This is a genomic window from Gilliamella sp. B3172, assembly GCF_026536465.1.
Classification (GTDB): domain Bacteria; phylum Pseudomonadota; class Gammaproteobacteria; order Enterobacterales; family Orbaceae; genus Gilliamella.
In genome coordinates this window covers 201286-226038 of record NZ_JAFNOA010000003.1, presented here as the reverse complement: position 1 = coordinate 226038, position 24753 = coordinate 201286, and the positions used below count along the sequence as shown (strand labels likewise).

The following is a 24753-nucleotide window of genomic DNA, read 5'->3' as shown; positions in this document are numbered from 1 at the left end:
TATGGGTTAACAATGAAGATTATAATTCTTGGTGCAGGACAAACCGGCAGTGCGCTGGCAGAGTATCTGGTAACCGATAAACAAAACGATGTCACTGTGGTTGATGAAGATCACGAAAAATTGCAATCTTTGCAAGAGCGTTTTGATTTACAAGTCATTGTAGGAAAATCTTCTTATCCACAAGTGTTGGAAAGCGCTGGTGCTGAATCGGCTGATATGCTCGTTGCGGTTACCAATTCTGACGAAGTTAATATGATGGCTTGTCAGATTGGTCATGTCATGTTTAACATTCCGCAAAAAGTCGCCCGTATTCGTGCGCCGGAATACAATGATGAACGATACCCTTTTTTCAATAAAGATTGTATTAATATCGATCACATTATTGCACCAGAAAATTTAATCACAAATCATATCAGTCAATTAATTCAATATCCCGGCGCTCTTCAATTTGCCTCGTTTTATGATAATCGGGTCTGTCTAGTTGCTGTTACTGCATATTATGGTGGCGCTTTAGTCGGTAGTGAACTGTCCGAACTCAAAGAGCATCTCCCGCATGTTGAAGCTCGAGTGGTGGCGATTTATCGCCAAAATCGCTTTATTCGTCCATTAGGCTCTACACTTATTGAAGCCGGTGATATGGTCTACTTTATTACTCCTCCGGTGAATATTAAAGCGGTAACCAGCGAGCTACAACGGTTAGAGAAACCTTACAAACGAATTATAATTAGCGGTGGTGGCGGGGTTGCGGTTGCCTTAGCTAAGCGGTTAGAGAACGACTATCAAGTCAAGTTGATTGAGCGGGATGCGGAACGGGCAGAATTTATTGCTGAACAGTTAGTTAATACCACTGTTTTACATGGTGAATCGTCCGACCAAGAGCTTTTATCGCAAGAACAAGTCGAATTAACTGATCTGTTTATTGCTGTAACCAGCGATGATGAATCAAATATTATGTCTTCAATGCTGGCCAAAAGAATGGGCGCCAAAAAAGTTATTGTGTTAATCCAAAAGCAGGCTTATTTGGAATTGATTAATGATAGTGTGATTGATATTGCTATCTCCCCACAACACGCAACGATTTCAGAGCTACTGAGCCATGTAAGACAAACCGGCGTTGTAAAAGTGATTTCACTTCGACAAGGCGAATCGGAAATTGTCGAAGTGGTGGCTAATGGCACCAATGAGAGCTCCAAACTGGTCGGCAAAAATATCAACGGACTAAAATTACCGTCCGGCGCAACCATTGGGGCTGTTGTTCGTGGTGAAGATGTCATTATCGTCAACACGGATTTAACTATTGAAGATGGCGATCATTTAATTATCTTCCTACCGGAAAGAAAAGTGATAACAGATATCGAAAGATTATTACAATAGCTTGTTTAAAACCGATAGTAAGTTCATAATAACTAAAAAAATTTGACTCGGGGTGTTTTTTGCCTTTTGCAAAAAACTGAGAGTTTACCCGTTGAACCTGATCTGGATCATACCAGCGTAGGGAAGTCTGAGCCACATTGCGCTTAATCTGGCAAATTCTTCCCAATAAATAGATGATAAGGAATGAATATGTCACAAGCCAAAATGTTTGATTTAGCCCAAGCCACTCCCTTTATTAATAACGTCAAACAACAACATCCCCTGGTCCACTGTATAACAAATGATGTAGTACAAAATTTCACTGCCAATGTGTTACTGGCTATTGGCGCATCACCTGCAATGATTGTTGCCAAGCAAGAAGTTGCCGATTTTGTTAGCGTTGCCAGCAGTTTATTGGTTAATATTGGAACAATTGAGGATAATATTGCGCAAAGCATGCTGATTGCTGCAAAGCAGGCACAACAAAGCCAAACACCTTGGGTGCTCGATCCGGTCGCTGTTGGTCCCGCATTGCCTTATCGCACCGCAATAGCTCATCAACTATTGGCATTTAAGCCCACTGCCATTCGCGGTAATGCATCAGAAATTTTGGCATTAAGCGGTGAGCAATCTTGCTCAAACGGGCCTGATAGCCAAGATTCAACCGAACAGGCGCTTGAAGCGGCAAAGCAGTTAGCACAAAAGTATCAAACCATTGTTGCAATGACCGGTGATATTGATTATGTGACTAACGGTCAAATCACATACCGCATTGAAGGCGGTGATATTGCATTGACGAAAGTAACCGGAACCGGTTGCTCACTGTCGGCAATGGTGGCGGCCTTTATCGCTAGCTCAGACGATACGTTATTAGCTTGTGCTTCGGCCTGTTTGATGATGAAAAAAGCGGGTGAACAAGCTAACAAACACCATGGCTTAGGCAGTTATGCCGTATCAATTATCGACAAGCTTTCACTGTTTAATTCACACCATGGATAAGGAAATCTGATGAAAAAACAATTGAATTTGGACTTATATTTAGTTCTCGATCCCTTATTGTGTGGTGGTATTAATGGTATGGTAAACACGACCGAAATTGCTGTTGCTAATGGCGTTACTGCTGTGCAGTTAAGATCTGAGCAAGCGCTAACAGGTAAAGCGTGGTATCATGCCGCCTTAGCACTGAAAACCGCACTAGCCGACACCCCTGTCCCGCTATTTATTAATGACCATATCGATATCGCACTCGCTATTGATGCAGACGGTGTCCATATTGGGCAAAGTGATCTGCCTGTCGATGTTACTCGCCGTTTAATCGGTAAGGATAAATGGTTAGGGTTTTCAGTTTCCAATCAAGAGCAACTTAATGCGGTTGACTGGCAACAAGTCGATTATTTGGGAATTGGTCCAATCTTTCCAACATCAACCAAAAAAGATGCGGCAACAGCTATGGGAATTGAGCTGCTGACTCAACAAGTAAAACTGAAAAAATGCCCTGCTGTAGCCATTGGTGGCATTGATATCAATAATATTAGCCAAGTTATTCAAACAGGTATTGACGGCGTTGCCGTGGTTTCCGCCATTTGTGGACAAAAAAATGTCGCACAGGCAACCGCATCGCTGATTAATAAAATACAACAAGCTCGACAGGAAAAAATATTATGACAACAATCGCCTTAACCATCGCCGGCTCCGACCCAAGTGGTGGTGCTGGTATTCAAGCTGATTTAAAAACATTTTCAGCATTAGGCGCTTATGGGATGTCGGTAATTACTGCTCTCACTGCGCAAAGCACTCAAGGCGTTGATGACGTGCTGGCTATATCGCCACAATTTGTTGAAGCGCAGTTTAATACGTTATATCAGGATATCAACATCGACAGTGTTAAAATCGGTATGTTGATGAACAAAGAGATAGTGTCGACGGTCTATCAGTTATTAAAAAATAACCCTATAAATAACATTGTGCTAGACACCGTTATGGTTGCCAAAGGTGGGCACCGCTTATTAAAATCCGACGCTGTCACTGCAATTCGTGAAAAATTATTGCCACTGGCAACTGTTATCACCCCAAACTTGCCGGAAGCGGCTGCCTTGTTAGATTGTGACGAAGCTAGCAACGAAAATGATATGCTAAAACAGGGGCAAGCGCTGCTTAAATTAGGCTGTCAAGCTGTGCTAATGAAAGGCGGACACTTGCCGGGGCATGAAAGCCCGGATTACTTGATCACACATGATGAAATTATCACTATGTCTTCACCAAGAATTCAAACCAAAAATACCCATGGCACAGGTTGCACCTTATCTGCGGCAATTGCTGCGTTATTACCTCAACGCAGTTTAGCGCAGGCAGTCAAACAAGCGAAAGATTATTTATATGGCGCCATTAGCCATGCTGATGATTTAAGTATCGGAAAAGGTATTGGACCAACGCACCACTTTTACCAATGGTGGTGATCGATTGATAACTGAGGTTTCGGACAAATTAACACTGTTTTTTATTTAACTGAAATTTTGCCCGAAACCGTCATAATTGAAATCATTAAAACTAGTAGGCAATACCAACAAATTCATAACCGGCTTCATTAATCGCAGCAATAGCGGCTTCTTGCGAAATGGTTCCGCCGTCGATATCAACTTCATGTTTAGCTAAATCAACCGTCACTTTAGCCTTTGGATCGATATCGTTAATCGCCTTAGTGATAGCATTAACACAGTGCTGACAACTCATATTATCGACTATTAATTTCATAATTAACCCTCTGTTTTATTGGAAATAACATGGTTTTGTAAATAATTAACCGGCTGAGCGCATAGATTAGCTATTTAACAAAACGCTATGCTAAAAATGAAAAAGTTTTTATATATTACGCCAAAACAGCCTAAAACCAAACTACCAACTTAGTATGATAAAACGACAAATAAGCGGATATTTAGCCTAGCTTAACAGTTGAAATACATCTTCTATTTACCAATGCAAAATGAGCTAAATATGCGCCCAAGCAAATCATCAGAAGTAAACTCTCCGGTAATTTCACTTAAAGCTTCTTGCGCAAGTCTTAACTCCTCAGCGAGTAATTCACCGGCATGAAAAGTCATTAATTGATAATGCCCATTGCTTAAGTGCTGAGCGGCTTTTTCCAGTGCTTGCAAATGGCGGCGGCGCGCTAAAAAGCCACCTTCAGTGCTCGCATTAAAGCCCATAGCTTGTTTAAGATGATCACGCAGTAGCGCAATACCGTCACCGGTACGGGCTGAAAGTTGAATTAGTGAGTAGCCATCTATTTCACTGTAACCTAACGCCTCGCCGGTTAAGTCAGCTTTATTACGAATCACAGTTACAGGCATATTTTTTGGCAGACGCTCGATAAATTCTGGCCACAATTTTTCCGGATTTGTTTCATTAGTCGTTGTGCTATCTACCATAAATAAGACTCGATCGGCTTGCTCTATTTCATGCCATGCTCGTTCAATACCGATTCTTTCCACTTCGTCACTGGCTTCACGCAATCCGGCAGTATCAATGATGTGTAGAGGCATACCGTCAATATGAATATGTTCACGTAATACATCACGAGTCGTACCGGCAATATCGGTCACAATTGCAGCTTCACGCCCGGCAAGTGCATTAAGTAAACTTGATTTACCGGCATTAGGGCGCCCGGCTATCACCACTTTCATGCCTTCTCGTAACAGTGAGCCTTGTTTAGCCTCTTGACGAACTTCGTTTAAGCGAGCAATCACTTCATTAAGTTGCGCTTCTATTTTGCCGTCCGACAAAAAGTCGATCTCTTCTTCAGGAAAGTCAATAGCAGCTTCAGTAAAGATTCTTAGGTGAATCAATGATTCAACTAGCGCATTAACTTTTTTAGAAAATACCCCCTGTAGGGATGATATAGCTGATTTTGCAGCCTGTTCAGAACTGGCGTCAATTAAGTCGGCAATGGCTTCAGCTTGGGCTAAATCTAATTTATCATTTAAAAAAGCACGCTCTGAAAACTCACCCGGTCTTGCAATTCGCACATTAGGTATCTCAAGCACTCGTTTAAGTAGCAGATCTAATATTACCGGCCCACCATGCCCTTGTAATTCAAGCACATCTTCACCGGTGAAAGAGTGAGGATTAGGGAAATATAATGCGATCCCCTCATCTAACGTTGTATTATCAGACGCTAAAAAGGGAAGATACTCAGCATAACGAGGTTTTGGTAATTTTCCTAATACCGCATGCGCAACTGTTTGAGCTTGAGGCCCGGAAATACGCAAAATTCCAACACCACCTCGACCCGGTGGCGTTGCTTGTGCAACAATTGTATCGGATTTCATATTTATCTATAACAATTTAAAATTTGATGATTAATAATAGCATGGAAGCACGGTAAAAACATTAGCTACTAATGGCTTTACCGCGATTGATTAAAGGTTTTGATTTAAAATTATTGCTCGTTTTTCATATCATCGCTTGGATGATCAAATAGCCAGGAGTTTGCCAGTGCAAGTGGCTCACGAATCAATGCGTAATATTTATCGATATTATCCCAAGCTAATGGTGCTGATAGTCCTGATACTTGGCTAAAACCTGAACGTTTGGCTAACATAATTGAACGCAACAGATGAAAATCATTGGTTACCACAACCGTATTACCTAAAGGTAATACATGATTTGCATAGATAAATTGTTGTGCTGTTCGGGTTGATTTATCTTCTTGATAAATTCGACTAGGTTCGATACCTTTATCGATTAAATATTGTGCCATAACGCTAGCTTCAGTTGCCGACTCATCCCTTCCTTGCCCGCCACAAACAACCACTTTGGTTTGGGGATTATCTTTTAAGTAATCATACGCAACATCCAATCTTACAGCTAATGTAGGATGCGCAACAGCCGGCTTGCCTATAACTTGAGAGCCGAGCACCACTAAAGTATCCGCATTTGATACCGGTTTTTTATTGGCATACAAATAAATAACAATATTGGCAATAACAAAATAGGTAAAGATTAAAATAAAGCAAATCTTGATCAATTTAATAAGCATAGTCATTTTTTCCTTTATTTTTTATCACAATATTGAAAATGATCGTTAACTAATCCCATTGATTGCATAAAAGCATAACAGATAGTCGAACCAACAAAAGTAAAACCTCGCTTTTTTAAAGCTTTTGACATGCTGTCAGAAATATCGGTAGTAATAGGCACTTCACTCATATCGTTAAAATGATTAATAATCGGTTTTCCCTCGACAAATGACCAGATAAATGTTGAAAAATCTTCACCGTTATTTTGCATATTTAAATAGGCATGCGCATTTTTTACTATTCCGTTGAGTTTTAAACGATTGCGTATTAAGCCTTTGTTTTGCAATAAAGCTTCGATATTTTCTGCCGTTAATTGAATAATTTTTTCCGGCTGAAAATCAAAAAAACAGCGACGGTACTCTTCTCGCTTCTTCAACACTGTAATCCATGATAATCCAGCTTGTTGCCCTTCTAAACAGAGTTTTTCGAATAATTTAAGGCTATCATATTGAGCAATTCCCCATTCGTTATCATGATAATCGATATACAAAGGATCATTAGATACCCAGCTACAGCGCCTTGATTGTGGGGTTGACATAGATAGTTTTCCTTACATAAATTTCTATAAACAAGCTGAATTTTTCCAAATTTTTCCGAGAATTATAAATCAAATAACCGGTTTTGTCTCACTCATGAAATTTTTTTATGATGAAAAAAAGGACAAATTTTTATGGCAGAATGTTGTCTCAATTTAGGATTTCGTCAAAAAAGATGAATTATTTGGTTATCTTTATTTAACAATAACAATAAGGTTGTGTTCATGAGTCAATCTGAAATCAACGCCGAATGGCAACCCGTTGCTCGGCCATTAAATTGCAAGGATTTGAAAACATTAGTGCTCTCATCGTTAGGTGGAACGTTAGAGTTTTACGATTTTGTTATTTACGCGCTTTATATTGACACTATTGTCAAACCGCTTTTCCTCCCCCATACATTATCACCTTTAACCTTGGATCTTTTTGCTTGGGGAATTTTTGCCGCTGGTTATTTAGTTCGTCCGGTTGGCGGAATTATCATGGCGCACTTTGGCGATAAAGTCGGACGTAAAAAAATGTTCACGCTAAGTGTAGCCATGATGGCTTTACCGACTTTTATTATTGGTATATTACCCACTTATGAAACCATTGGGATTATGGCGCCACTACTGCTGTTGATAATGCGTATGCTACAAGGTGCAGCCATTGGCGGGGAAATGCCCGGTGCTTGGGTATTTATTGCAGAGCATGTGCCAAAACAACGTTACGGATTTGGCGTTGGCACCTTAACATCCGGCATAACTGGCGGTATCTTGCTTGGTTTTATTGTGACAATCATTATTGATCTCTGTTTTACCAACCAAAATATCTTAGATTATGCTTGGCGTATTCCCTTTATCGTCGGGGGCATTTTTGGTGTTATTTCAGTTTATTTACGCCGATTTTTATCTGAAACGCCAATTTTTAAAGAATTGGCTGCCCGTAAAGCTATTGAAAAAAATATTCCGGTTGTGACCGTTTTGAAAAAACATAAAACCGCTTGCATGATTGTGGCGCTTTTAACTTGGTCATTATCAACAGCCATTATGGTCGGCATTTTAATTACCCCGGGGCGTATTGTCGGGGGGATGTACCACTTTGCCAACCTTGATTGGCGAATCGGTGGTTGTATTGCAGCCTTAACCTTAACCATTGGCTGTATTATTTCGGGTTGGTTAGAAGATAAGCTCGGTACCACTAAAACCGTTATCCTTTCTTGGGGTGGCCTTGCGATTGTTAGCCTCTATTTTTATAGCAGTCTATCGCCTGACATTTCGCTCTGCAAATTATATTCAATTTGGGCGATATTTGGATTATTTATTGGTTCTATCGCAATGACACCAATTATTGGCACCAGAACTTTCCCACCCGCTATCCGCTATTCGGGACTGTCATTTTCTTATAATTTAGCCTATGCCTTGTTTAGTGCAATTACGCCAACGTTAACCATTTATCTATTAAGTCCGGATCATTTACTGGGTCAATATAGTTATCTTGGTGCGGGAATTTATATCTCATTTGTGGCATTAATCGCCGTCGCTGTAGGCTTTTATCCATTAGCCAAACAAGGCTGGCGAAGTGAGTCTAATAATCGATAAGTAAGAAGTACAAAAAAGCAGGCATTAGCCTGCTTTTTATTTTATAGTTTGCAGTCATTAATTTTATTAACGCATAGTGACAAACTCTTCAGCAGCAGTTGGATGAATTGCCACAGTATTATCAAAGTCTTTTTTGGTTGCGCCCATTTTAAGTGCGACAGCAAAGCCTTGTAATATCTCATCCATGCCATAACCGATACCATGAATACCGACAATTTTTTCATCTTTACCCACACAAACCAGCTTCATTCGGCAAGGTTGACGATGTGCAGTGACAGCGGTATACATAGCGGTAAAAGTGGATTTATAAACTTTTACATTCTCTTGACCGTATTGAATAATAGCTTGCGGTTCAGTCAATCCAACAGTACCTATAGCCGGATGAGTAAATACCACGGTTGGAATGTTAGTGTAATCGAGATATTCATGTTTTTTATTATTAAAAAGTCGTTCCGACAAGCGACGTCCGGCAGCGACGGCAACAGGAGTTAATGCGGTGGCACCGGTATCATCACCAACCGAGTAAATGCCTGCAACATTAGTATTTTGGTACTTATCGACGATAACAAAACCATTATCATCAACATCAACGCCGGCAGCTTCTAGATTCATATCACCAGTGGCTGACTGACGACCAATTGCCCAAATCAAACAATCAACAGTATAACTTTCACCGTTTTCCAATGTTAGGGTTAATGAATCATCACTATTTTTAGTCACTTGTTTTGGAATAGCAAAGGTATGTAACCGTTGACCTTCAGCGGCAATCACTTCCATTAAAGTTTCAATAATCAGTGGATCAAAACTGCGTAAAGGTGTTGCCTGACGAACAAATTGATGCGTCTGCGCACCTAGCGAATGTAAAACGCTGGCAATTTCACAAGCAATATAACCTGCCCCAACCACGGCCACACGTTTAGGTAAGGCTTTTAAGGCAAAAAATCCATCTGACGTGATACCATATTCAGCGCCGGGGATGTCCGGAATGGTTGGCTTTCCACCGACCGCAATAAGAATATGATCGGCACTGTATTGTTCACCGTTAACCTCAATTGTGTGTGAGTCAACAAATTTTGCATAGCCATAAATCACATCTACGTTATTATTGGTTAGCACACGGTCATACGATTGGTGTACACGATCGATATAAGCGTCACGGCTTGCTAATAATTTATCCCAACTAAATTGATTAATAGTGGTATCAAAACCATAGTCGGGACCATAATGATTGATTGCTTCGGCAATTTGCGCGCCATACCACATAATTTTTTTCGGAACACAGCCTACATTAACACACGTTCCGCCCAATGATTTTGCTTCAATAATTGCACATTTTTTGCCATATAACGCTGCACGGTTAACCGATGCAATACCGCCACTACCGCCACCGATAGCAATATAATCATAATGTTTGGTCATTATCTATCCTTTAAGCTTACTGATTCAATATGGTTAATAGCTTTGCACAAAGTGGGCAATAAAAAAAGCATTTATTCTAAAATTTAACAATAGTTATTATCTATTGATTATCAAAATAAATAAATAATTATTTAATTAAACAACCGAAGCGCCACTGATTGTTGTTAATCTAAAAAACTGGATAGATGTTTAGCTAAACGATTTGTACATCATGTTGTTAATACAACAGATAGCTAAAGTGGTGAGAATTGACATTGTAAACAAAAAATTGGCCACCTGTTGGTCGCCAATTTTGCCTAAGAATGGTTTATTGATTTTTTATGGCATTGATAATATTTGTGGTGGAGCAACCATCTTCAAAGTTTAAAACTTCTACCGTTCCACCTGCTTCAATGACCTCTTTACCGCCAGCGATATCTTCCGGCTTATAGTCGCCACCTTTGACCAAAACATCAGGCAAAATATTGCTAATGAGTCGCTGTGGCGTTTGTTCAACAAATGGCACAACCCAATCTACTGATTCAAGTGCGCCTAATACAATCATACGTTGCCTTAACGGGTTAATTGGTCGGGATTCACCCTTGAGCTGTTTTACTGATTCATCACTATTTACAGCGACGACTAAGCGATCGCCAAGTTTTCTGGCATTAGCAAGATAAGAGACATGGCCTGCATGCAAGATATCAAAACAACCATTGGTCATCACAATTTTTTCGCCACGTAACCTTGCTTTTCGGACTTCTTCTTTTAACTCATCTTCAGTCATCACCCCAAAACCATTATTTTTACGGGCTCGAATGGCATTTTCTAACTCAATTTGAGAAACGGTTGAAGTTCCTAGTTTACCCACAACCACACCTGCGGCGGCATTGGCTAAAAAGCAGCTTTCTTCTAAAGATTGGCCTGAGGCTAACGCTGTAGCTAATGTAGCAATCACGGTATCGCCTGCTCCGGTCACATCAAAGACTTCTTTGGCATGAGTCGGTAAGTGATAAACCGGCTTATCTAACTGGAGTAGCGTCATGCCTTTTTCGCTACGGGTGACCAGTAATGCTTTGAGATCAAATCGCTTAATTAGCTCATAGCCTTTTTCGATGATCTGCTCTTCATTCTGGCAATGCCCCACTACCGCTTCAAATTCGGACATATTTGGCGTAAGTAGTGTGGCGCCTCGATAACGTTCAAAATCTGTTCCTTTAGGATCAACTAAAATAGGCACATTAGCTTGATTAGCCAGTTGAATCATAGCTTGAACAGAAGATAATGCTCCTTTGGCATAATCTGACAAAACCAATACATTATGGCTGGCGAGTGCAGTTTTAATACGTTCGAGCATTGGCGAAGGATCTACATTATCAAAGCCCTCTTCAAAATCAATTCGGATAAGCTGTTGATTGCGAGAAAGCACTCTTAATTTAGTAATCGTTGGATGCGTTGAAACCGAGACAAAGTCACATTGCACATGGTATTGAGTTAATTGTTCATCAAGGATTTTAGCTGGCTCATCAATGCCTGTTAAGCCAATGAGCCGCACATGACCGCCAAGCGCTGTGATATTCATCGCCACATTCGCAGCGCCACCTGGACGCTCTTCGAGCGCATCAATTTTCACAACCGGAACCGGCGCTTCAGGTGAAATACGATTAGTGCCGCCATACCAGTAGCGATCTAGCATAATGTCACCAACAACAAGAATATTGGCAAAATTAAAGTCTGGTAATGATGTTTTCATTATGATGAGTTATCCTTTACTAGTCATTTAAGCTATAACTTAACTATTTATTGATTTTCATTTAAATCTTGTTGGCTTTCATTGTCAAGTTGGCTATTTTTACGTGGTTGGTAAAATCGTGCAAAAAAAGTACCGATTTCAAATAATAAGCAAATTGGTATTGCTAATAAGATTTGTGAAAATACATCCGGTGGTGTAACAAACATCGCAACGGCAAAAACCCCAACAATAATATAGGGGCGTTTTTTTCGTAGGCTTTGGGGATTTGTCACCCCTGTCCAACAAAGTAAAATAATGGCTACCGGTACTTCAAATGCAAATCCGAATACAACAAAAAGCGTCATGACAAAATCTAGATATTTGGTAATATCGGTATTAATTGCCACATCCACTGGTGCGGTATGAATAAAAAAGTAAAATGCCAATGGAAAGACCATAAAATAAGCAAAAGCAATACCGATATAAAATAGAATCGTACTTGAAATAATCAGTGGCATGACTAAGCGTTTTTCATGCTGATAAAGTGCCGGGGCAATAAATCCCCAAACTTGATAAAGCACATACGGAATCGAGACAAATATTGCCACAACCGCAGTTAACTTTATTGGGGTAAAAAAAGGCGCTGCAATGTCAGTTGCAATCATACTACTGCCGGTAGGCAATTGTCTAATCAAAGGATTAGCAACAATATGGTAAATATCATTCGAAAAATAGAGTAAGCAAGCCAGTACGATTAAAATACAGATTATGCAACGTAGTAGCCGTGTTCTGAGTTCAACAAGATGTCCAATTAAAGGTTGAGTTGCGTCGTCTGTCATGATTTATCTTTGTCTGAGTGTTCAATATCTATATGGGTAGCCGAATCAATCTCTTTTTGTAATGATTCGGTCACCCGTTTTAATTCATCAATTGATTCTTGAATTTCAGGGGTAAGGGTTTTTAAACCACTTTGCTCAGCTTTTTTTAAGCTGTCTTGTAACTCTTGTAGTTTCAGCTCTTTGCTTAACTCTAATTGCACGGTTGCAGACATGCGGCGCATAACTTTAATCCAACCAGCGACGGTTTTAATCGCCACAGGTAAGCGCTCAGGCCCAAGCACAACCAGTCCAATAATGAGCACTAATAATAATTGACCAAAGCTTATGTCAAACATAAGTTACTCTTTTTTATTATTGTCATCATCAGTTGAAGTCAGATCTTCAACTTTTGCTGAACTGTCACTTGCCTCTTTTTTGCTATCTTGTTCGTCATCATCATTCATGGCTTTTTTAAAACCTTTAATCGATGCGCCAAGATCTGATCCTAAAGAGCGTAGTTTTTTCGTTCCAAACAATAATACAATAACGGCAATAATTATAAGGAGTTTGGGCATACTTAGCATAATAATGACTATCTCCAAAGGGGTTAAATAAATAAATTATACACTTAAATAATAAGATTCTAAAGTGACCATATTAGCGAAGTATCAATAATGCAACACATAAAGTACTCACAACAGCAATGATACAATATAAATAACGTTGGCTTTTCTTATTGCGTTGTAATTGTTGATTGATGCTGACTAATTGTTGATTAATCTGCTTTGTGATTCGTGATTGATCATTCAATTTTGCCGGTAAATTGGGTAAAATTGCCCGCCATTCCGGCAGTGAAGCCCAAGCTTGTTGTAAGATCTTTTTGGCACTGTATTTATCTTCATACCATTTTTCTAAAAAAGGTTTGGCTGTTTGCCACAAATCCAATTCAGGATATAACTGACGACCTAATCCTTCGATATAAAATAACGTTTTTTCCAGCAACGTTAATTGCGGCTGAATGTCCATTTCAAACTGACGGGCAACTTGAAATAAATCCAATAATATTTGTGAGAACGAAATCTCCACCAGTGGTTTTGCAAAAGCCGGTTCGCACACATTGCGCATCGCCATTTCAAGCGCAGCGGGATCGGTTGTCTCCGGTACCCAGCCCGATGCGATATAAGTTTCAGCAATCTTACGATAATCACGATTAAAAAAGGCCAGAAAATTTTCAGCTAAATAGCGCTGATCTTCTTCAGTTAGAATGCCAACAATGGCACAATCAATACCAATATAGCGAGGGTTTTGCGGATCGGTGATATCAACAAATATATTACCCGGGTGCATATCTGCATGGAAAAAATTATCCCGAAATACTTGTGTAAAAAAGGCTTGAACACCTCGCTCGGCGAGTAATTTCATATTAACGTTATTGCGTTTTAGCTCATCAATATTGGCAATCGCAACGCCTCTAACTCGCTGTTCAACTAAAATCGTTTTACGAGATAACTCTTGATAGATGTAAGGAATATAAAGAATATCGCTATTAATAAAGTTTTCACGCAGGCGAATAGTATTATAGGCTTCTTGCTGTAAATCGAGCTCTTTAAGTAACGTTACTTCATAATTATTAACAATTTCAACCGCACGCAACCTTTCACCAAATTTGATGCGTTTAGTTAGCTGTCTTGCCACCCAATACATCAATCGAATATCGGATTGAATCACGGGCAAAATATTCGGTCGCAACACCTTAATCACTATTTCAGCTTGACTACTTTTTAATGTCGCAGTATGTACCTGCGCAATGGACGCTGAAGCTAATGGAATTTCATCAAAATCGGAAAAATAGGTATCAATAGGCTTACCAAGAGCAGACTCAATGAGTTGTTTCGCTATCTTCCCGTCAAAAGGCGGGACTTGATCTTGCAACTTAGCCAGCGCATCGGCAATATGCTTAGGTAATATGTCACGCCTTGTCGAGATCATCTGCCCGAACTTTATCCAAACCGGACCAAGTTCGTGAAGGGCTTGACGTAAGCGTTCGCCAATTGGTTGATGTTTCGCTTTCGGTCTGACCCAAAATAAGCAGATCAATAAAAATCGCAGCCATTTGGATGACTGATGAGCGGGCAACAACTCATCTAATCGATAAGCCCGAAAAATTGCCAGAATTTTATAAAGTCGAAAAAATGTCATGATGTTTTATCGTATTAGAATTTGAAGCCAATATGTAAAGCGACAATGCCACCGGTCATATTGTGATATTTCACATCAACAAATCCGGCATCTTCCATCATCTTTTTCAACGTTTTTTGATCCGGATGCATTCTAATTGATTCAGCTAAATAGCGATAACTTTCTGAATCATTGGCCACCAATTTGCCCATTAATGGCAGCATGGTAAAAGAATACAAATCATACGCTTTATTTAAGATTTGATATTGAGGTTTGGAAAACTCAAGAATTAATAATCGTCCGCCCGGCTTTAGAACTCGCCACATCGAACGCAGGGCTTTCTCTTTATCGGTAACATTTCGTAAACCAAAAGAAATAGTAATACAATCAAAATAGTTATCGGCAAACGGCAATTGTTCAGCATTTGCTTGCACATATTCAATGTTTTTAAATAAGCCTTTATCACGTAACTTATCACGACCAACTTTTAACATCGATTCATTGATATCGGCAAGCACAACTAAGCCATCATCACCAACTAACTGGGCAAATTTAGCGGTTAAGTCACCGGTTCCACCAGCAAGATCGAGAACTTTTTGACCTTTACGGACACTGCTATACTCAATGGTGTTTTTTTTCCAGATACGATGAATCCCAAATGACATCAAATCATTCATTACATCATATTTATCTGCAACCGAATGAAAAACTTCTGCTACACGTTTGACTTTATCTTGTTTTAAAACTTGGGTATAACCGAAATCGATTTTCTCTTGATTATTATTATCTTGTTTATCAGAAGATTGAGACATAAAAATACACCTATCGTAAAGATTTAGGGTATTTTAGCATAAGCATTAATAAATGTGATGAACTAAATCAATAATGACTCAACCATTTTCGTCACCGTTTCAAAATGCTCTAAAGGTGAGCTATTTGCGGGTAAATCTGACTCATGTATGACTAAATCAAAAGGACAATTGATTTTTAAATCTCTTAACGCATCACTTTGTTTATTAAAAATCTGATAGTAGTTTTTCGCTAAACTATCAAAATCAATCGAGGTAAAGACCAGTTTATTGGCAGTTTCGACCGCTTTCGCCACACGTTCAACATGAAGCATAGCTATTCGCATATAATCATTTTCACTTAAATAACGCTGATGTTGCGGTGTGGTTATTTCGCGTTGAATGTAATTAATATAGCCATTAGAAACATATTGAGTATTGTATATATTGGCAAGCTGAAGGGGTAAATCGTTAAATTTACCTTGTCCGATAATAGCGACTTTTTTAACGAAAAAAGGTTTAGCCGCTTTTGCAATGAAATTCCAATTTTTATAAGGATTTTCACGAATTTTTGTCGCACTAATATTAACAAAATCACGATCGGCATCGACAATCACAACCGGACAGCCAAAATAGTGTTCATGATTTTTAGCATCTTGCGGCTCACTGGTGAACACGACGGTAGGTTCAATTTTGTGCTCAGCTAAAATATGTTTAACACGATCGCTCCAATCTCGCCAGCCATTGGGATAAGATTCAATACCGGCTTCATCTAAAATATGTACATGAATATTGTGACGATCTTTGAAGGTTTCTTGTAACCAAGAAAAGCGATCGTAGACTTGAGGTTGTTTTGGTAATTGGCTTTTTTGAAAAAGGAGTTTATCACGTTCAGCCTCGCAGCCAAGGATAATATGCAATTCATCAACTTGACTCATCGCTTTTTCAATCAGATAGATATGACCACAATGTAAAGGATAAAACTTACCAAAAATTAAACCAACTTTATGTTTCAACACCATAATGATTACCAGAACAGAATAACTAGCTACCAATGTACAGAAAAAATAACCATTTTCTATTCAAATGATGCTATTTAGAAATATTAAATGACAAAAAAGCTAATCCAACTCATCTGCAACATATTCACTACTGATTTTGCAAATGCGATAATACAATCCCTGTAGCAACTGAAATATTGAGTGCAGGCATATTATCATTTCCTTTAAGATGAACAACTACATCAGCACAATTAACTAATTTTAAATTAATTTGCTGGAAAATGACCAAAGCAACTTTTTGATTAAAATGTGCTTTATGTAGCTCAGTTGATGCCATTGATTTAACCTGACACGGTAATAGCGCAACAACTTGATAGCCATGTTGTTTTAATAGATCTAACGAAGCAATAAAATCATCACTTTTGATTGATTCAACCGCTTCAATACCCCCTTCGGCAACCCGCATAGCAGCACCACTATCGAGTAAATTGGTTTGACGTAACATTACACCATTTACATCAAAAAAAGCCGCACTACGAATCAAACCACCTAAGTTATGAGGATTATTCACATCATCAATAGCCAAAAGGCAATCTTGAGTTTTATCACTTTGTTTAGCTAAATAGTCAATTAAACTAAGTGGAACACGTTTTTTTACAATTAAGCACACACCACCGTGATGAGGAGTCTGGGTAATTTTAGTGATTTGCTCAGATGATACAACATCATAGCCCAAACGCTGCTTGACTAACCAATTAATTAAATCTTTAAATTGATAAGTCATCTCTTGAGTAATAAACAGTTTGACTATCGCTAAACGACGATGTTTAAACACCGCTTTACAACTGTTTTCACTATAGACTAAAGACTCTTCTTTACGTTGACGATACTCATCAAACCCAAAAGTCGGAGTCTGCTCATTATTACGAACTTTCTTTTGCCATGGTGAATCATTTAAATCATATTGAGATTGATCGGATCGAGCTTTGTTATCTGGTTTTCTGCCACTAACATTAGGTCGAAACGTTTCAATGCGATCATTAAAATCACGTTTGCTTCTTGAATTAGACTGAAAAGAATCTTCCCTATGCTTATTTCGGCTATTTTTCGATTTCTCTTTAGTCGCAAAAGAGTGTTTTGGATTCTCTTGTTTTTTAGCATAGTAAACAGTGGGTTTATTTTTTTCAGTATTATCGTTCATATTTGTCTCAATATTGTTCAGTTAGCGAGTACGTATAGTGGGTGCAATTTTATCTAAAACACCATTAATAAATTTATGGCTCTCTTGAGCGCCAAACGTTTTGGTTAGATCAATAGCTTCATTAATCACAACTTTATATGGCACATCATGACGTTTCATTAATTCATAAAGTGCAATTCTTAAAATGGCTAACTCGACTTGCCCTAACTCATCAACACTACGTTCGGTCAAATAAGGTGACATTTTTTCATCGAGTTCAGCAGTGTTTTTAGCCACACCACTAAGTAACTCTCTAAAATATTTGGCATCAACGCCTTTCATATCTTGCTCAGCCATAAAACTTGCTTCAACATCAGCAAGATCATTGCGTGAAATTTGCCAAGAGTAAATTGCTTGAACGGCACACTCTCTTGCACGGCGACGAGGATTCACTAACGCCACTAAATTACTCCTTAATTGCTTTAATAATATTTAGCATTTCCAGTGCAGTTAAAGCAGCTTCAGCGCCTTTATTACCGGCTTTAGTGCCTGCACGTTCAATAGCTTGTTCTATACTTTCAGTTGTTAAAATACCAAACCCTACCGGAATTGAAAAATCTAAACTGGCGCTTAATAAGCCAGAACTTGACTCACCAGCAACAAAATCAAAATGCGCAGTACTACCACGAATCACTGTGCCTAAAGCAACAATAGCATCATATTTTTTTGATTGTGCTGCGGCTTTAGCAGCAAGTGGAATTTCATAAGCGCCCGGAACCCAAATTACAGTAATATTTTTATCATCAACTTGCCCGATACGGGTCAATGCATCAACAGCGCCATTAACTAAACTGTCATTAATAAAATGATTAAAACGAGCGACGATTATAGCTACTTTAGCTTTGGGTGCCGCAACTTTACCTTTTACTGTTTGCATATCAATTCCTTATAGATTAATTTTAAATGCTATTTAACTCACAATTATCTAATTACCACTTATTTAACTATTACGGTAAGCGAAAATAATCTTGCTATTTTATCACAATTTAAAGGCTTGTCCTATTAGGATATAACGCTACAACAACGTTTTAATAAATAATTTTTTGAAAATTGATCGATAACATTTAACCAATCAAATCATTTTATTTTTGGAAAAAGAGTAAGGCAAAAATAACAGCTGTTTAACTCTAGGATTTTTCTCAGAAAAATTATGCTTAAACATAGGTTATTTCTGAAACTTCTTGACAAGGATAGGCATTTTATTTTTTATCGCTTGCAAGCTATTTTGAACGATTTACAATACTAAATAGAATTTCTATTTATGAGGTTATATTAATGTACATTGATAATATTCGTGATGAGTTAAACCAAGCTATTGACGTGTTAGCCAATTTTGTTTCGGATAATAAAAATCTTGAACAAATTCAGCAAGCCGCTATTTTAATTGCTGATAGTTTTAAACAAGGCGGAAAAGTTTTATCGTGCGGAAATGGTGGTTCTCATTGTGATGCAATGCACTTTGCTGAAGAATTAACCGGCCGTTATCGTGATAACCGCCCTGCCTACCCAGCCATTGCCATATCTGATGTTAGCCATATATCGTGCGTAGGTAACGATTTTGGTTTCGATTATATCTTTTCTCGTTACGTTGAAGGTGTTGGGCAAAAGGGGGATGTGCTGTTAGGTATTTCAACTTCCGGTAATTCAACAAATGTACTAAAAGCCATCGAAGCGGCAAAACAAAAAGGCATGAAGATTATCACCTTAACCGGTAAAGATGGTGGAAAAATGAATGGACTGGCTGATGTCGATATTCGTGTACCACACTTTGGCTATGCCGATCGAGTACAAGAAATCCATATCAAAGTTATCCATATTCTTATAATGCTAATTGAAAAAGAGATGGCTTAAAATGTGCGAACTATTGGGTATGAGTGCCAATGTACCAACCGATATCTGTTTTAGCTTTACCAGTTTAATCAAACGTGGCGGCGATAAAGGGCCCCACAAAGATGGTTGGGGCATCACTTTTTATGAAGGAAAAGGCTGCCGGACATTTAAAGATCCGGAGCCATGTAGCTATTCGCCTATCGCTAAAATGGTACAAAACTACCCAATCAAATCCACCGCAGTTATCGCCCATATCCGTCAAGCGAATCGGGGTGGAGTGGCATTAGAAAACACCCACCCTTTTACTCGACAATTATGGGGGAAAAATTGGACATTTGCTCACAATGGTCAATTAACCGATTATGAAAGTTTAGACAGGGGTATTTTTGAGCCGGTAGGCATGACCGATAGCGAGTATGCTTTTTGCTATTTGATCAATCAATTACTTAAAAAATATCCGAAAAAACCGACTGATGATATCAAACTCTTTGATGACATTAGACAGTGTGCTGATGAGTTAAATAAGCTAGGGATATTTAATATGTTACTGTCTGACGGACAATATGTTTTTGCGTATTGTTCAACCAATTTGCACTGGATCACTCGCCGAGCACCATTTGGTAAAGCAAAATTGATTGACGAAGATGTGGAAATTGATTTTCAAAAACATACCACACCTGATGATGTGGTCACTATTATTTCGACTTTGCCATTAACTTCGAATGAAACATGGCATAAATTAAATACCGGCGATGCGATGTTATTTAAAAATGGTGAGATTATCCAATCTTCCTGGTCTTAATACGTACCATAGGTTGTTCATCTTTAAATAGATATTGTAAATACCCCAAAGTCAGCAAGCCGACAAAGGTTAGGACTATCCATGGAAGATGCGGGAAACCTATCGCCTGCGCAACATCATATAACCAGCCGGCACCGGTATAGCCAATAAATCCGCCTAAAGCTAAGCCTAGTCGGCTAAATCCCATATAGCTTCCTTTTGCTTTCGGATTGGTTAATACTGTTGATAGTGTTTCTCTCGCAGGCTCAGCAATAATTGCCCCTAAATAAAACAGTGCAATAAGAGACAACAAGATAGATAAATGATGCGTAAAACCAATGATAATAAAGGCAAAAGTCATCAGAAACAGACCAAATTTAAGTCTTTGATCTAATCGGAAATAGCGCTCACTTAATCGTGCCAATGGATAAAGTAACACTAATGATATGCAAGCTTGAATGGCATACATCCATTTGACATAACCAGGACTGCCCGACACATTGGTTATAGTTAAAGGCAACATCAACATGATCTGCACCCAAAGCACATAATAACCGGTCAAGGTCAACACATAACGGGTAAATTTGCGATCTTTGACAACCATTTTCATCCCATTGATAATGGGCGCTTTACCAATTGCGATATGGTAGGCCGGCAAATAGATAACATTAAAAATGCCACATAAGAAAAAGATAAATGCGCCGCACCAACAGACCAGATGAAAATCATAATCGATCAGCAAACCGCCTATTAAGGCACCTATCACCGCACCAGCATTATCTTGTATCATTAGCAAAGAGATAAACTTACCACGCTCATGCGGTCGAGTAAATTTAATGGTTAATCCCATACGTGGCGGATCAAACAATAAACCGCCAAGTGCCGAGAGCAAGCACGATAGCAGTAATAACCATGGTTCGTTAGCAACTGCCATAGAGATAAAACCAATGGAACGCAAAAACATACCGGTGACGATCATTGGCTTAGCGCCAAATCTATCGGCTATGGCACCGCCAATAATACCAAAGCCTTGTTGTACAAATTGCCGAAATCCTAAAGCAAAACCGACAAATAATGCACTCCAGCCTACTTGACTGACAAAATGAGTCGAAACCAGCGGAAAAACGACATAAAATCCTAATACGATAAATAAATTATCAAATAATAATATTTTTCGACCGGTTTTACGGATTTGCGAAGGAATTGGCATCTATTTGACTCTTTGCGCTAAATAACCTTGATAGTCCGGGATCTCTATTTCGACCTCTTGAGCAAAAATAGATGATTGTATTAAAGCGTTAGCTGTTGCTTGATTAGTCGCCACCGGTATATTCCAGACGGTTGACAGGCGAAGTAACGCCTTAACATCGGGGTCATGCGGAACTGCATTAAGCGGATCCCAAAAAAAGATAAGAATATCGATTTTACCTTCTGCAATTAAAGCGCCTATTTGTTGATCCCCGCCCATTGGTCCACTTAACATAGGGGTAATTTCAAGTCCCGTCTCTTTTTTAATTAAAGTACCGGTAGTGCCGGTGCCACATAAATGGTGATGAGTCAGTTCATGATAATTTTTCTTGCACCATTCAAGCAGTGAATCTTTTAAGTGGTCGTGAGCGACTAAAGCGATACTCTTTTTGGCAGGTAATATACGGGTGGTTAAGCGCATTGATTTTATCCTAATCTATTATTATCTTTGCAATTTTTAACAGAGTATCGACGAAAGTGCAAGAAATATTTGATTAAAATAAAGCCAATAAAAAAGGCACCGAAGTGCCTTTTACTTGATAGCAAATTGCAATCAATTAGAATTGGTAAATTAAACCAAGTGCTACAGTATCTTTTGTTGTAGCTTTGATTTGTGATTTGCTAAATGTGCTGTCATTATATAAAGCACGACGAGCACCGATATCATCTTTATCTAACAAGTTGATTTTATAATCGATAAGAGCTTGTAAGTTTTTGTTGAAGTCATAAGTTAAACCAACATCAACATATTTTGCTAAGTCATTACCTTTAAGACCAGCATCGCTTGAATAACGAGATGCATCGCTTACTTTGTGTTGAATATAAGCAACAGATGGTGTTAAACGACCCACTTCGAAGTCGATACCATATTGTGCAACAAATTCATAACCTTTGGTTTTTAAATCATCAGCATTAGTTGACGCTGATCCATTATCCCAACCATATTTTTGTTTGCCTTGAATATATAATGCAGCTAAGTAAAGGTTATCATTGGCATATTTAACACCAGCAGACCAAGCTTTAGCATCTTTATGACCACCAGTTTGTGCATAACCGGCACCAACTGATAAACCAGTTTCTAACACATCCCAATCAACCACGGCACCCCATGCTTCTGCACTATTGTGGCCATTACGATCGTGTTTATTGAAACGACCAGTTGAACTATTATCACCATTATCCGCATACTGAACAGCAAAACGAAGACCGTCTACTAGACCGAAGAAGTCAGAGTTACGGTAAGTTGCAACCGCTTTAGTACGTGCAGTTAATGCATAAAGATTGTTATCAGAAGCATCACCACCAAACTCAGGTAAAACGTCAGTATAAGAAGTTAAGGTTTTTAACACACCGTCATTACGACCATAATCGAATGAACCAAGGTCACCAAAGTTTAAACCGGCGTAAGCATAACGAGTTTCGTTATCTGCATCAGCACCTGTTTTTGCTTCGTATTCCCAACGGCCATAACCACTTAAACTGTCAGTAATTTGAGTTTGACCAGACATACCTAGACGTGCAGTAGTTTTGTCGCCTTCGCCTGTTTGGTTGTTACGATCAGTAATATAATTTAAGGCATAAACTCGACCATAAAAGTCAACTTTATTACCGTCTTTATTCCACACTTCGATAGAAGCGCCAGCAGTACCTGCAATTAAAAGCGCAGGAATAGCGATTGCTAATAGATTACGTTTCATTTTGTTACCCTCTTAGGTATTTTATTATTGAAGATGCAAATTACTTTGCTCTCGATTTAATAAATAACTGCTAGCTAATAGCAATTATATTATTACTGTGATATCTATTCTTAATATGTAGTATATAGATTTTATTGTACACACTATCTATTTAACAATGATAATTAGATTAATTCTGCGAATTTACGTTTATTTTAATCTTAAATATCAAATTTTTTAAGCATAAAATGTGTTTTTGTTTGAAAAGATTAATAGAAGGCGAAAAAAAAGGCACCGAAGTGCCCTTTTTATTAAGTTTTAAGAATTAAGTCTTAAGCAATTAGAATTGGTAAATTAAACCAACACCTAACACATCTTTAGTACCTGGTTTGTTTTCATGTTTACCACGTTGTACTTTAGTGTTTTCAGCTGCACCAACGTCTTTACGATCAAGTAAGTTGAATTTGTATTCAACAATTGCGCTGAAGTTTTTGTTAAGATCATAAGTTGCACCTAAAGATACATATTTAACTAAAGGTGAGCTTGAAGAATGATCGTAGTAACGAGAATGATCGCTGCTTACTTTATGTTGAACATAAGCTAAAGATGGAGTTAAACGACCCACTTCTAAGTCGAAACCATATTGAGCAACTAATTCAAAACCTTTAACTTTAAGATCTTCAGTTCCATCATTATAAGCTACACGATTTTTTAACTTGCTTTGGAAGTAGTTAGCACCTAAATATAAATCGTAGTTTTCATATTTAAGACCAGCAGTCCAAGTGCTGTGACGGTAGTAGCTTGAAGATGAACGAGCATAAGCTGCACCAGCAGTTAGACCAGTGTCAAAAATACGCCATTGAGCGTTAGCACCGTAAGCTTCTCTTGATCCACTATGGATAGCGTCTTTTGTATTTGAGTTATCACCGTTGTCTGCATATTGAAGAGCAAAGCTGAAGTCGTCAGATAAACCAAAGAAGTTGTTGTTACGGTATGTAGCAACGGCTTTAGTACGTGCAGATAATACATGCCAGTCGTTGTTAGCTGCGTCACCACCAAATTGTGGTAATACGTCAGTGTAAGCAGTGATTGCTTTAACTACACCGTCATTACGACCATAGTCGAATGAACCTAAATCACCGAAGTTTAAACCAGCAAATGCATAACGAACTTCGTTATGTGAATCTTTACCTGCTTTAGCTTCGTATTCCCAACGGCCATAACCAGTAAGGCTGTCAGTGATTTGAGTTTGGCCAGACATACCTAAACGAGCTGAAGTATCATCACCTTCACCAACTTGTCCGCGATCAGTAATGTTGTTAGCTGCTTTTACTCGACCATAAAAATCAACTTTATTACCGTCTTTGTTCCAAACTTCGATAGATGCATTTGCGCTAGCTGCTACTAAAAGCGCGGGAATAGCGATTGCTAATAGATTACGTTTCATTTCTTACCCTCATGGTTATTTTCTAAAAAGACACGTCCCATAAGTTTAGTGTCAATTTCATTACAATAATTCATC

25 protein-coding genes, 1 pseudogene and 1 riboswitch are annotated in these 24753 nt (G+C 38.6%); of the genes and pseudogenes, 7 read left to right on the top strand and 19 right to left on the bottom strand.

The genetic code is table 11. The features are described 5' to 3' along the window. Positions 1–12: 12 nt before the first annotated feature. The 4 genes from trkA (at position 13) to thiD (ending at position 3809) form a co-directional block, all read left to right on the top strand. The gene (gene trkA / locus J3U37_RS05705) at positions 13–1374 is read left to right on the top strand and encodes a Trk system potassium transporter TrkA (RefSeq protein ID WP_220219032.1); all 1362 of its coding nucleotides are present in this window, start codon (positions 13–15) and stop codon (positions 1372–1374) included. Positions 1375–1412: 38 nt separating this feature from the next. Beyond that, positions 1413–1515: riboswitch (TPP riboswitch) on the top strand. A gap of 48 nt (positions 1516–1563) precedes the next feature. Continuing rightward, positions 1564–2352, top strand: coding sequence for a hydroxyethylthiazole kinase (gene thiM / locus J3U37_RS05700; protein WP_267373740.1), 789 nt, complete (start codon positions 1564–1566; stop codon positions 2350–2352). Positions 2353–2361: 9 nt separating this feature from the next. After that, entirely contained in the window at positions 2362–3018 is a 657-nt protein-coding gene (thiE, locus tag J3U37_RS05695; RefSeq protein WP_267373739.1) for a thiamine phosphate synthase, read from the top strand. Continuing rightward, entirely contained in the window at positions 3015–3809 is a 795-nt protein-coding gene (thiD, locus tag J3U37_RS05690; RefSeq protein WP_267373737.1) for a bifunctional hydroxymethylpyrimidine kinase/phosphomethylpyrimidine kinase, read from the top strand. The genes thiE and thiD overlap by 4 nt, the downstream gene beginning before the upstream one ends. 91 nt (positions 3810–3900) lie before the next feature. On the opposite strand, the gene J3U37_RS05685 is transcribed toward thiD, so the two are convergent. The 4 genes from J3U37_RS05685 to J3U37_RS05670 all read right to left on the bottom strand — a co-directional run bounded on the left by J3U37_RS05685 (position 3901) and on the right by J3U37_RS05670 (position 6966). Further along, a complete protein-coding gene (locus tag J3U37_RS05685; protein ID WP_220219028.1) occupies positions 3901–4104 on the bottom strand; it encodes a heavy-metal-associated domain-containing protein in 204 nt (67 codons plus the stop codon). Between the two features lie 212 nt (positions 4105–4316). Beyond that, complete coding sequence (gene mnmE / locus J3U37_RS05680) at positions 4317–5678, bottom strand: tRNA uridine-5-carboxymethylaminomethyl(34) synthesis GTPase MnmE (protein WP_267335481.1); 1362 nt, start codon at positions 5676–5678, stop codon at positions 4317–4319. Positions 5679–5788: 110 nt separating this feature from the next. Next, the gene (locus J3U37_RS05675; protein ID WP_267373736.1) at positions 5789–6388 is read right to left on the bottom strand and encodes a YdcF family protein; all 600 of its coding nucleotides are present in this window, start codon (positions 6386–6388) and stop codon (positions 5789–5791) included. A 14-nt stretch (positions 6389–6402) separates the two neighbouring features. Beyond that, positions 6403–6966 carry a DNA-3-methyladenine glycosylase I gene (locus J3U37_RS05670; RefSeq protein WP_220219025.1) on the bottom strand — a complete coding sequence of 188 codons (564 nt, stop codon included), beginning with the start codon at positions 6964–6966 and terminating at the stop codon, positions 6403–6405. Positions 6967–7188: 222 nt separating this feature from the next. On the opposite strand from J3U37_RS05670, the gene J3U37_RS05665 reads away from it, so the two are divergent. Then, positions 7189–8541: an MFS transporter gene (locus tag J3U37_RS05665; protein WP_220219024.1), complete on the top strand. Its 1353-nt coding sequence runs from the start codon at positions 7189–7191 to the stop codon at positions 8539–8541. Positions 8542–8607: 66 nt separating this feature from the next. On the opposite strand, the gene gorA is transcribed toward J3U37_RS05665, so the two are convergent. The 11 genes and pseudogenes from gorA to ribE form a co-directional block, all read right to left on the bottom strand. Further along, positions 8608–9960: a glutathione-disulfide reductase gene (gene gorA, locus J3U37_RS05660; protein ID WP_267373735.1), complete on the bottom strand. Its 1353-nt coding sequence runs from the start codon at positions 9958–9960 to the stop codon at positions 8608–8610. Between the two features lie 307 nt (positions 9961–10267). Next, on the bottom strand, positions 10268–11692 hold the full coding sequence (gene hldE, locus J3U37_RS05655) for a bifunctional D-glycero-beta-D-manno-heptose-7-phosphate kinase/D-glycero-beta-D-manno-heptose 1-phosphate adenylyltransferase HldE (protein ID WP_267373734.1): 1425 nt from the start codon (positions 11690–11692) through the stop codon (positions 10268–10270). A 47-nt stretch (positions 11693–11739) separates the two neighbouring features. After that, entirely contained in the window at positions 11740–12510 is a 771-nt protein-coding gene (gene tatC, locus J3U37_RS05650) for a twin-arginine translocase subunit TatC (protein ID WP_220219021.1), read from the bottom strand. Between the two features lie 14 nt (positions 12511–12524). Next, a pseudogene (tatB, locus tag J3U37_RS05645) lies at positions 12525–12845 on the bottom strand (Sec-independent protein translocase protein TatB); the annotation flags it as partial. Between the two features lie 3 nt (positions 12846–12848). Continuing rightward, positions 12849–13073, bottom strand: a complete 225-nt coding sequence (gene tatA, locus J3U37_RS05640) for a twin-arginine translocase TatA/TatE family subunit (protein WP_370634036.1) — start codon at positions 13071–13073, stop codon at positions 12849–12851. Between the two features lie 73 nt (positions 13074–13146). Next, positions 13147–14688 (bottom strand): ubiquinone biosynthesis regulatory protein kinase UbiB, encoded by a 1542-nt coding sequence (gene ubiB, locus J3U37_RS05635; RefSeq protein ID WP_220219019.1) that lies wholly within the window; start codon positions 14686–14688, stop codon positions 13147–13149. Between the two features lie 14 nt (positions 14689–14702). Next, positions 14703–15479 (bottom strand): bifunctional demethylmenaquinone methyltransferase/2-methoxy-6-polyprenyl-1,4-benzoquinol methylase UbiE, encoded by a 777-nt coding sequence (gene ubiE, locus J3U37_RS05630; protein WP_220219018.1) that lies wholly within the window; start codon positions 15477–15479, stop codon positions 14703–14705. Between the two features lie 62 nt (positions 15480–15541). After that, the gene (nadR, locus tag J3U37_RS05625) at positions 15542–16477 is read right to left on the bottom strand and encodes a multifunctional transcriptional regulator/nicotinamide-nucleotide adenylyltransferase/ribosylnicotinamide kinase NadR (RefSeq protein WP_267335495.1); all 936 of its coding nucleotides are present in this window, start codon (positions 16475–16477) and stop codon (positions 15542–15544) included. A 127-nt stretch (positions 16478–16604) separates the two neighbouring features. Next, positions 16605–17657 (bottom strand): TrmH family RNA methyltransferase, encoded by a 1053-nt coding sequence (locus tag J3U37_RS05620; RefSeq protein ID WP_220219016.1) that lies wholly within the window; start codon positions 17655–17657, stop codon positions 16605–16607. A gap of 21 nt (positions 17658–17678) precedes the next feature. Further along, positions 17679–18089 carry a transcription antitermination factor NusB gene (gene nusB, locus J3U37_RS05615; RefSeq protein ID WP_366518656.1) on the bottom strand — a complete coding sequence of 137 codons (411 nt, stop codon included), beginning with the start codon at positions 18087–18089 and terminating at the stop codon, positions 17679–17681. A 13-nt stretch (positions 18090–18102) separates the two neighbouring features. After that, positions 18103–18573 (bottom strand): 6,7-dimethyl-8-ribityllumazine synthase, encoded by a 471-nt coding sequence (ribE, locus tag J3U37_RS05610; protein WP_294832750.1) that lies wholly within the window; start codon positions 18571–18573, stop codon positions 18103–18105. 398 nt (positions 18574–18971) lie between these two features. Here ribE and lpcA point away from each other — a divergent pair, with 398 nt between their 5' ends. After that, on the top strand, positions 18972–19547 hold the full coding sequence (gene lpcA, locus J3U37_RS05605) for a D-sedoheptulose 7-phosphate isomerase (protein ID WP_220219014.1): 576 nt from the start codon (positions 18972–18974) through the stop codon (positions 19545–19547). 1 nt (position 19548) lies between these two features. Continuing rightward, positions 19549–20328 (top strand): class II glutamine amidotransferase, encoded by a 780-nt coding sequence (locus J3U37_RS05600; protein WP_267373733.1) that lies wholly within the window; start codon positions 19549–19551, stop codon positions 20326–20328. Here J3U37_RS05600 and mdtH read toward each other — a convergent pair. The 4 genes from mdtH to J3U37_RS05580 all read right to left on the bottom strand — a co-directional run bounded on the left by mdtH (position 20306) and on the right by J3U37_RS05580 (position 24678). After that, positions 20306–21517 carry a multidrug efflux MFS transporter MdtH gene (mdtH, locus tag J3U37_RS05595; protein WP_220219012.1) on the bottom strand — a complete coding sequence of 404 codons (1212 nt, stop codon included), beginning with the start codon at positions 21515–21517 and terminating at the stop codon, positions 20306–20308. The two genes, J3U37_RS05600 and mdtH, sit on opposite strands and share 23 nt — an antisense overlap. Then, the gene (locus tag J3U37_RS05590) at positions 21518–21976 is read right to left on the bottom strand and encodes a methylglyoxal synthase (protein ID WP_220219011.1); all 459 of its coding nucleotides are present in this window, start codon (positions 21974–21976) and stop codon (positions 21518–21520) included. 136 nt (positions 21977–22112) lie between these two features. Continuing rightward, positions 22113–23252 (bottom strand): porin, encoded by a 1140-nt coding sequence (locus J3U37_RS05585; protein ID WP_220219010.1) that lies wholly within the window; start codon positions 23250–23252, stop codon positions 22113–22115. 319 nt (positions 23253–23571) lie between these two features. Further along, positions 23572–24678: a porin gene (locus tag J3U37_RS05580; RefSeq protein ID WP_267373730.1), complete on the bottom strand. Its 1107-nt coding sequence runs from the start codon at positions 24676–24678 to the stop codon at positions 23572–23574. Between the last annotated feature and the right edge of the window lie 75 nt (positions 24679–24753).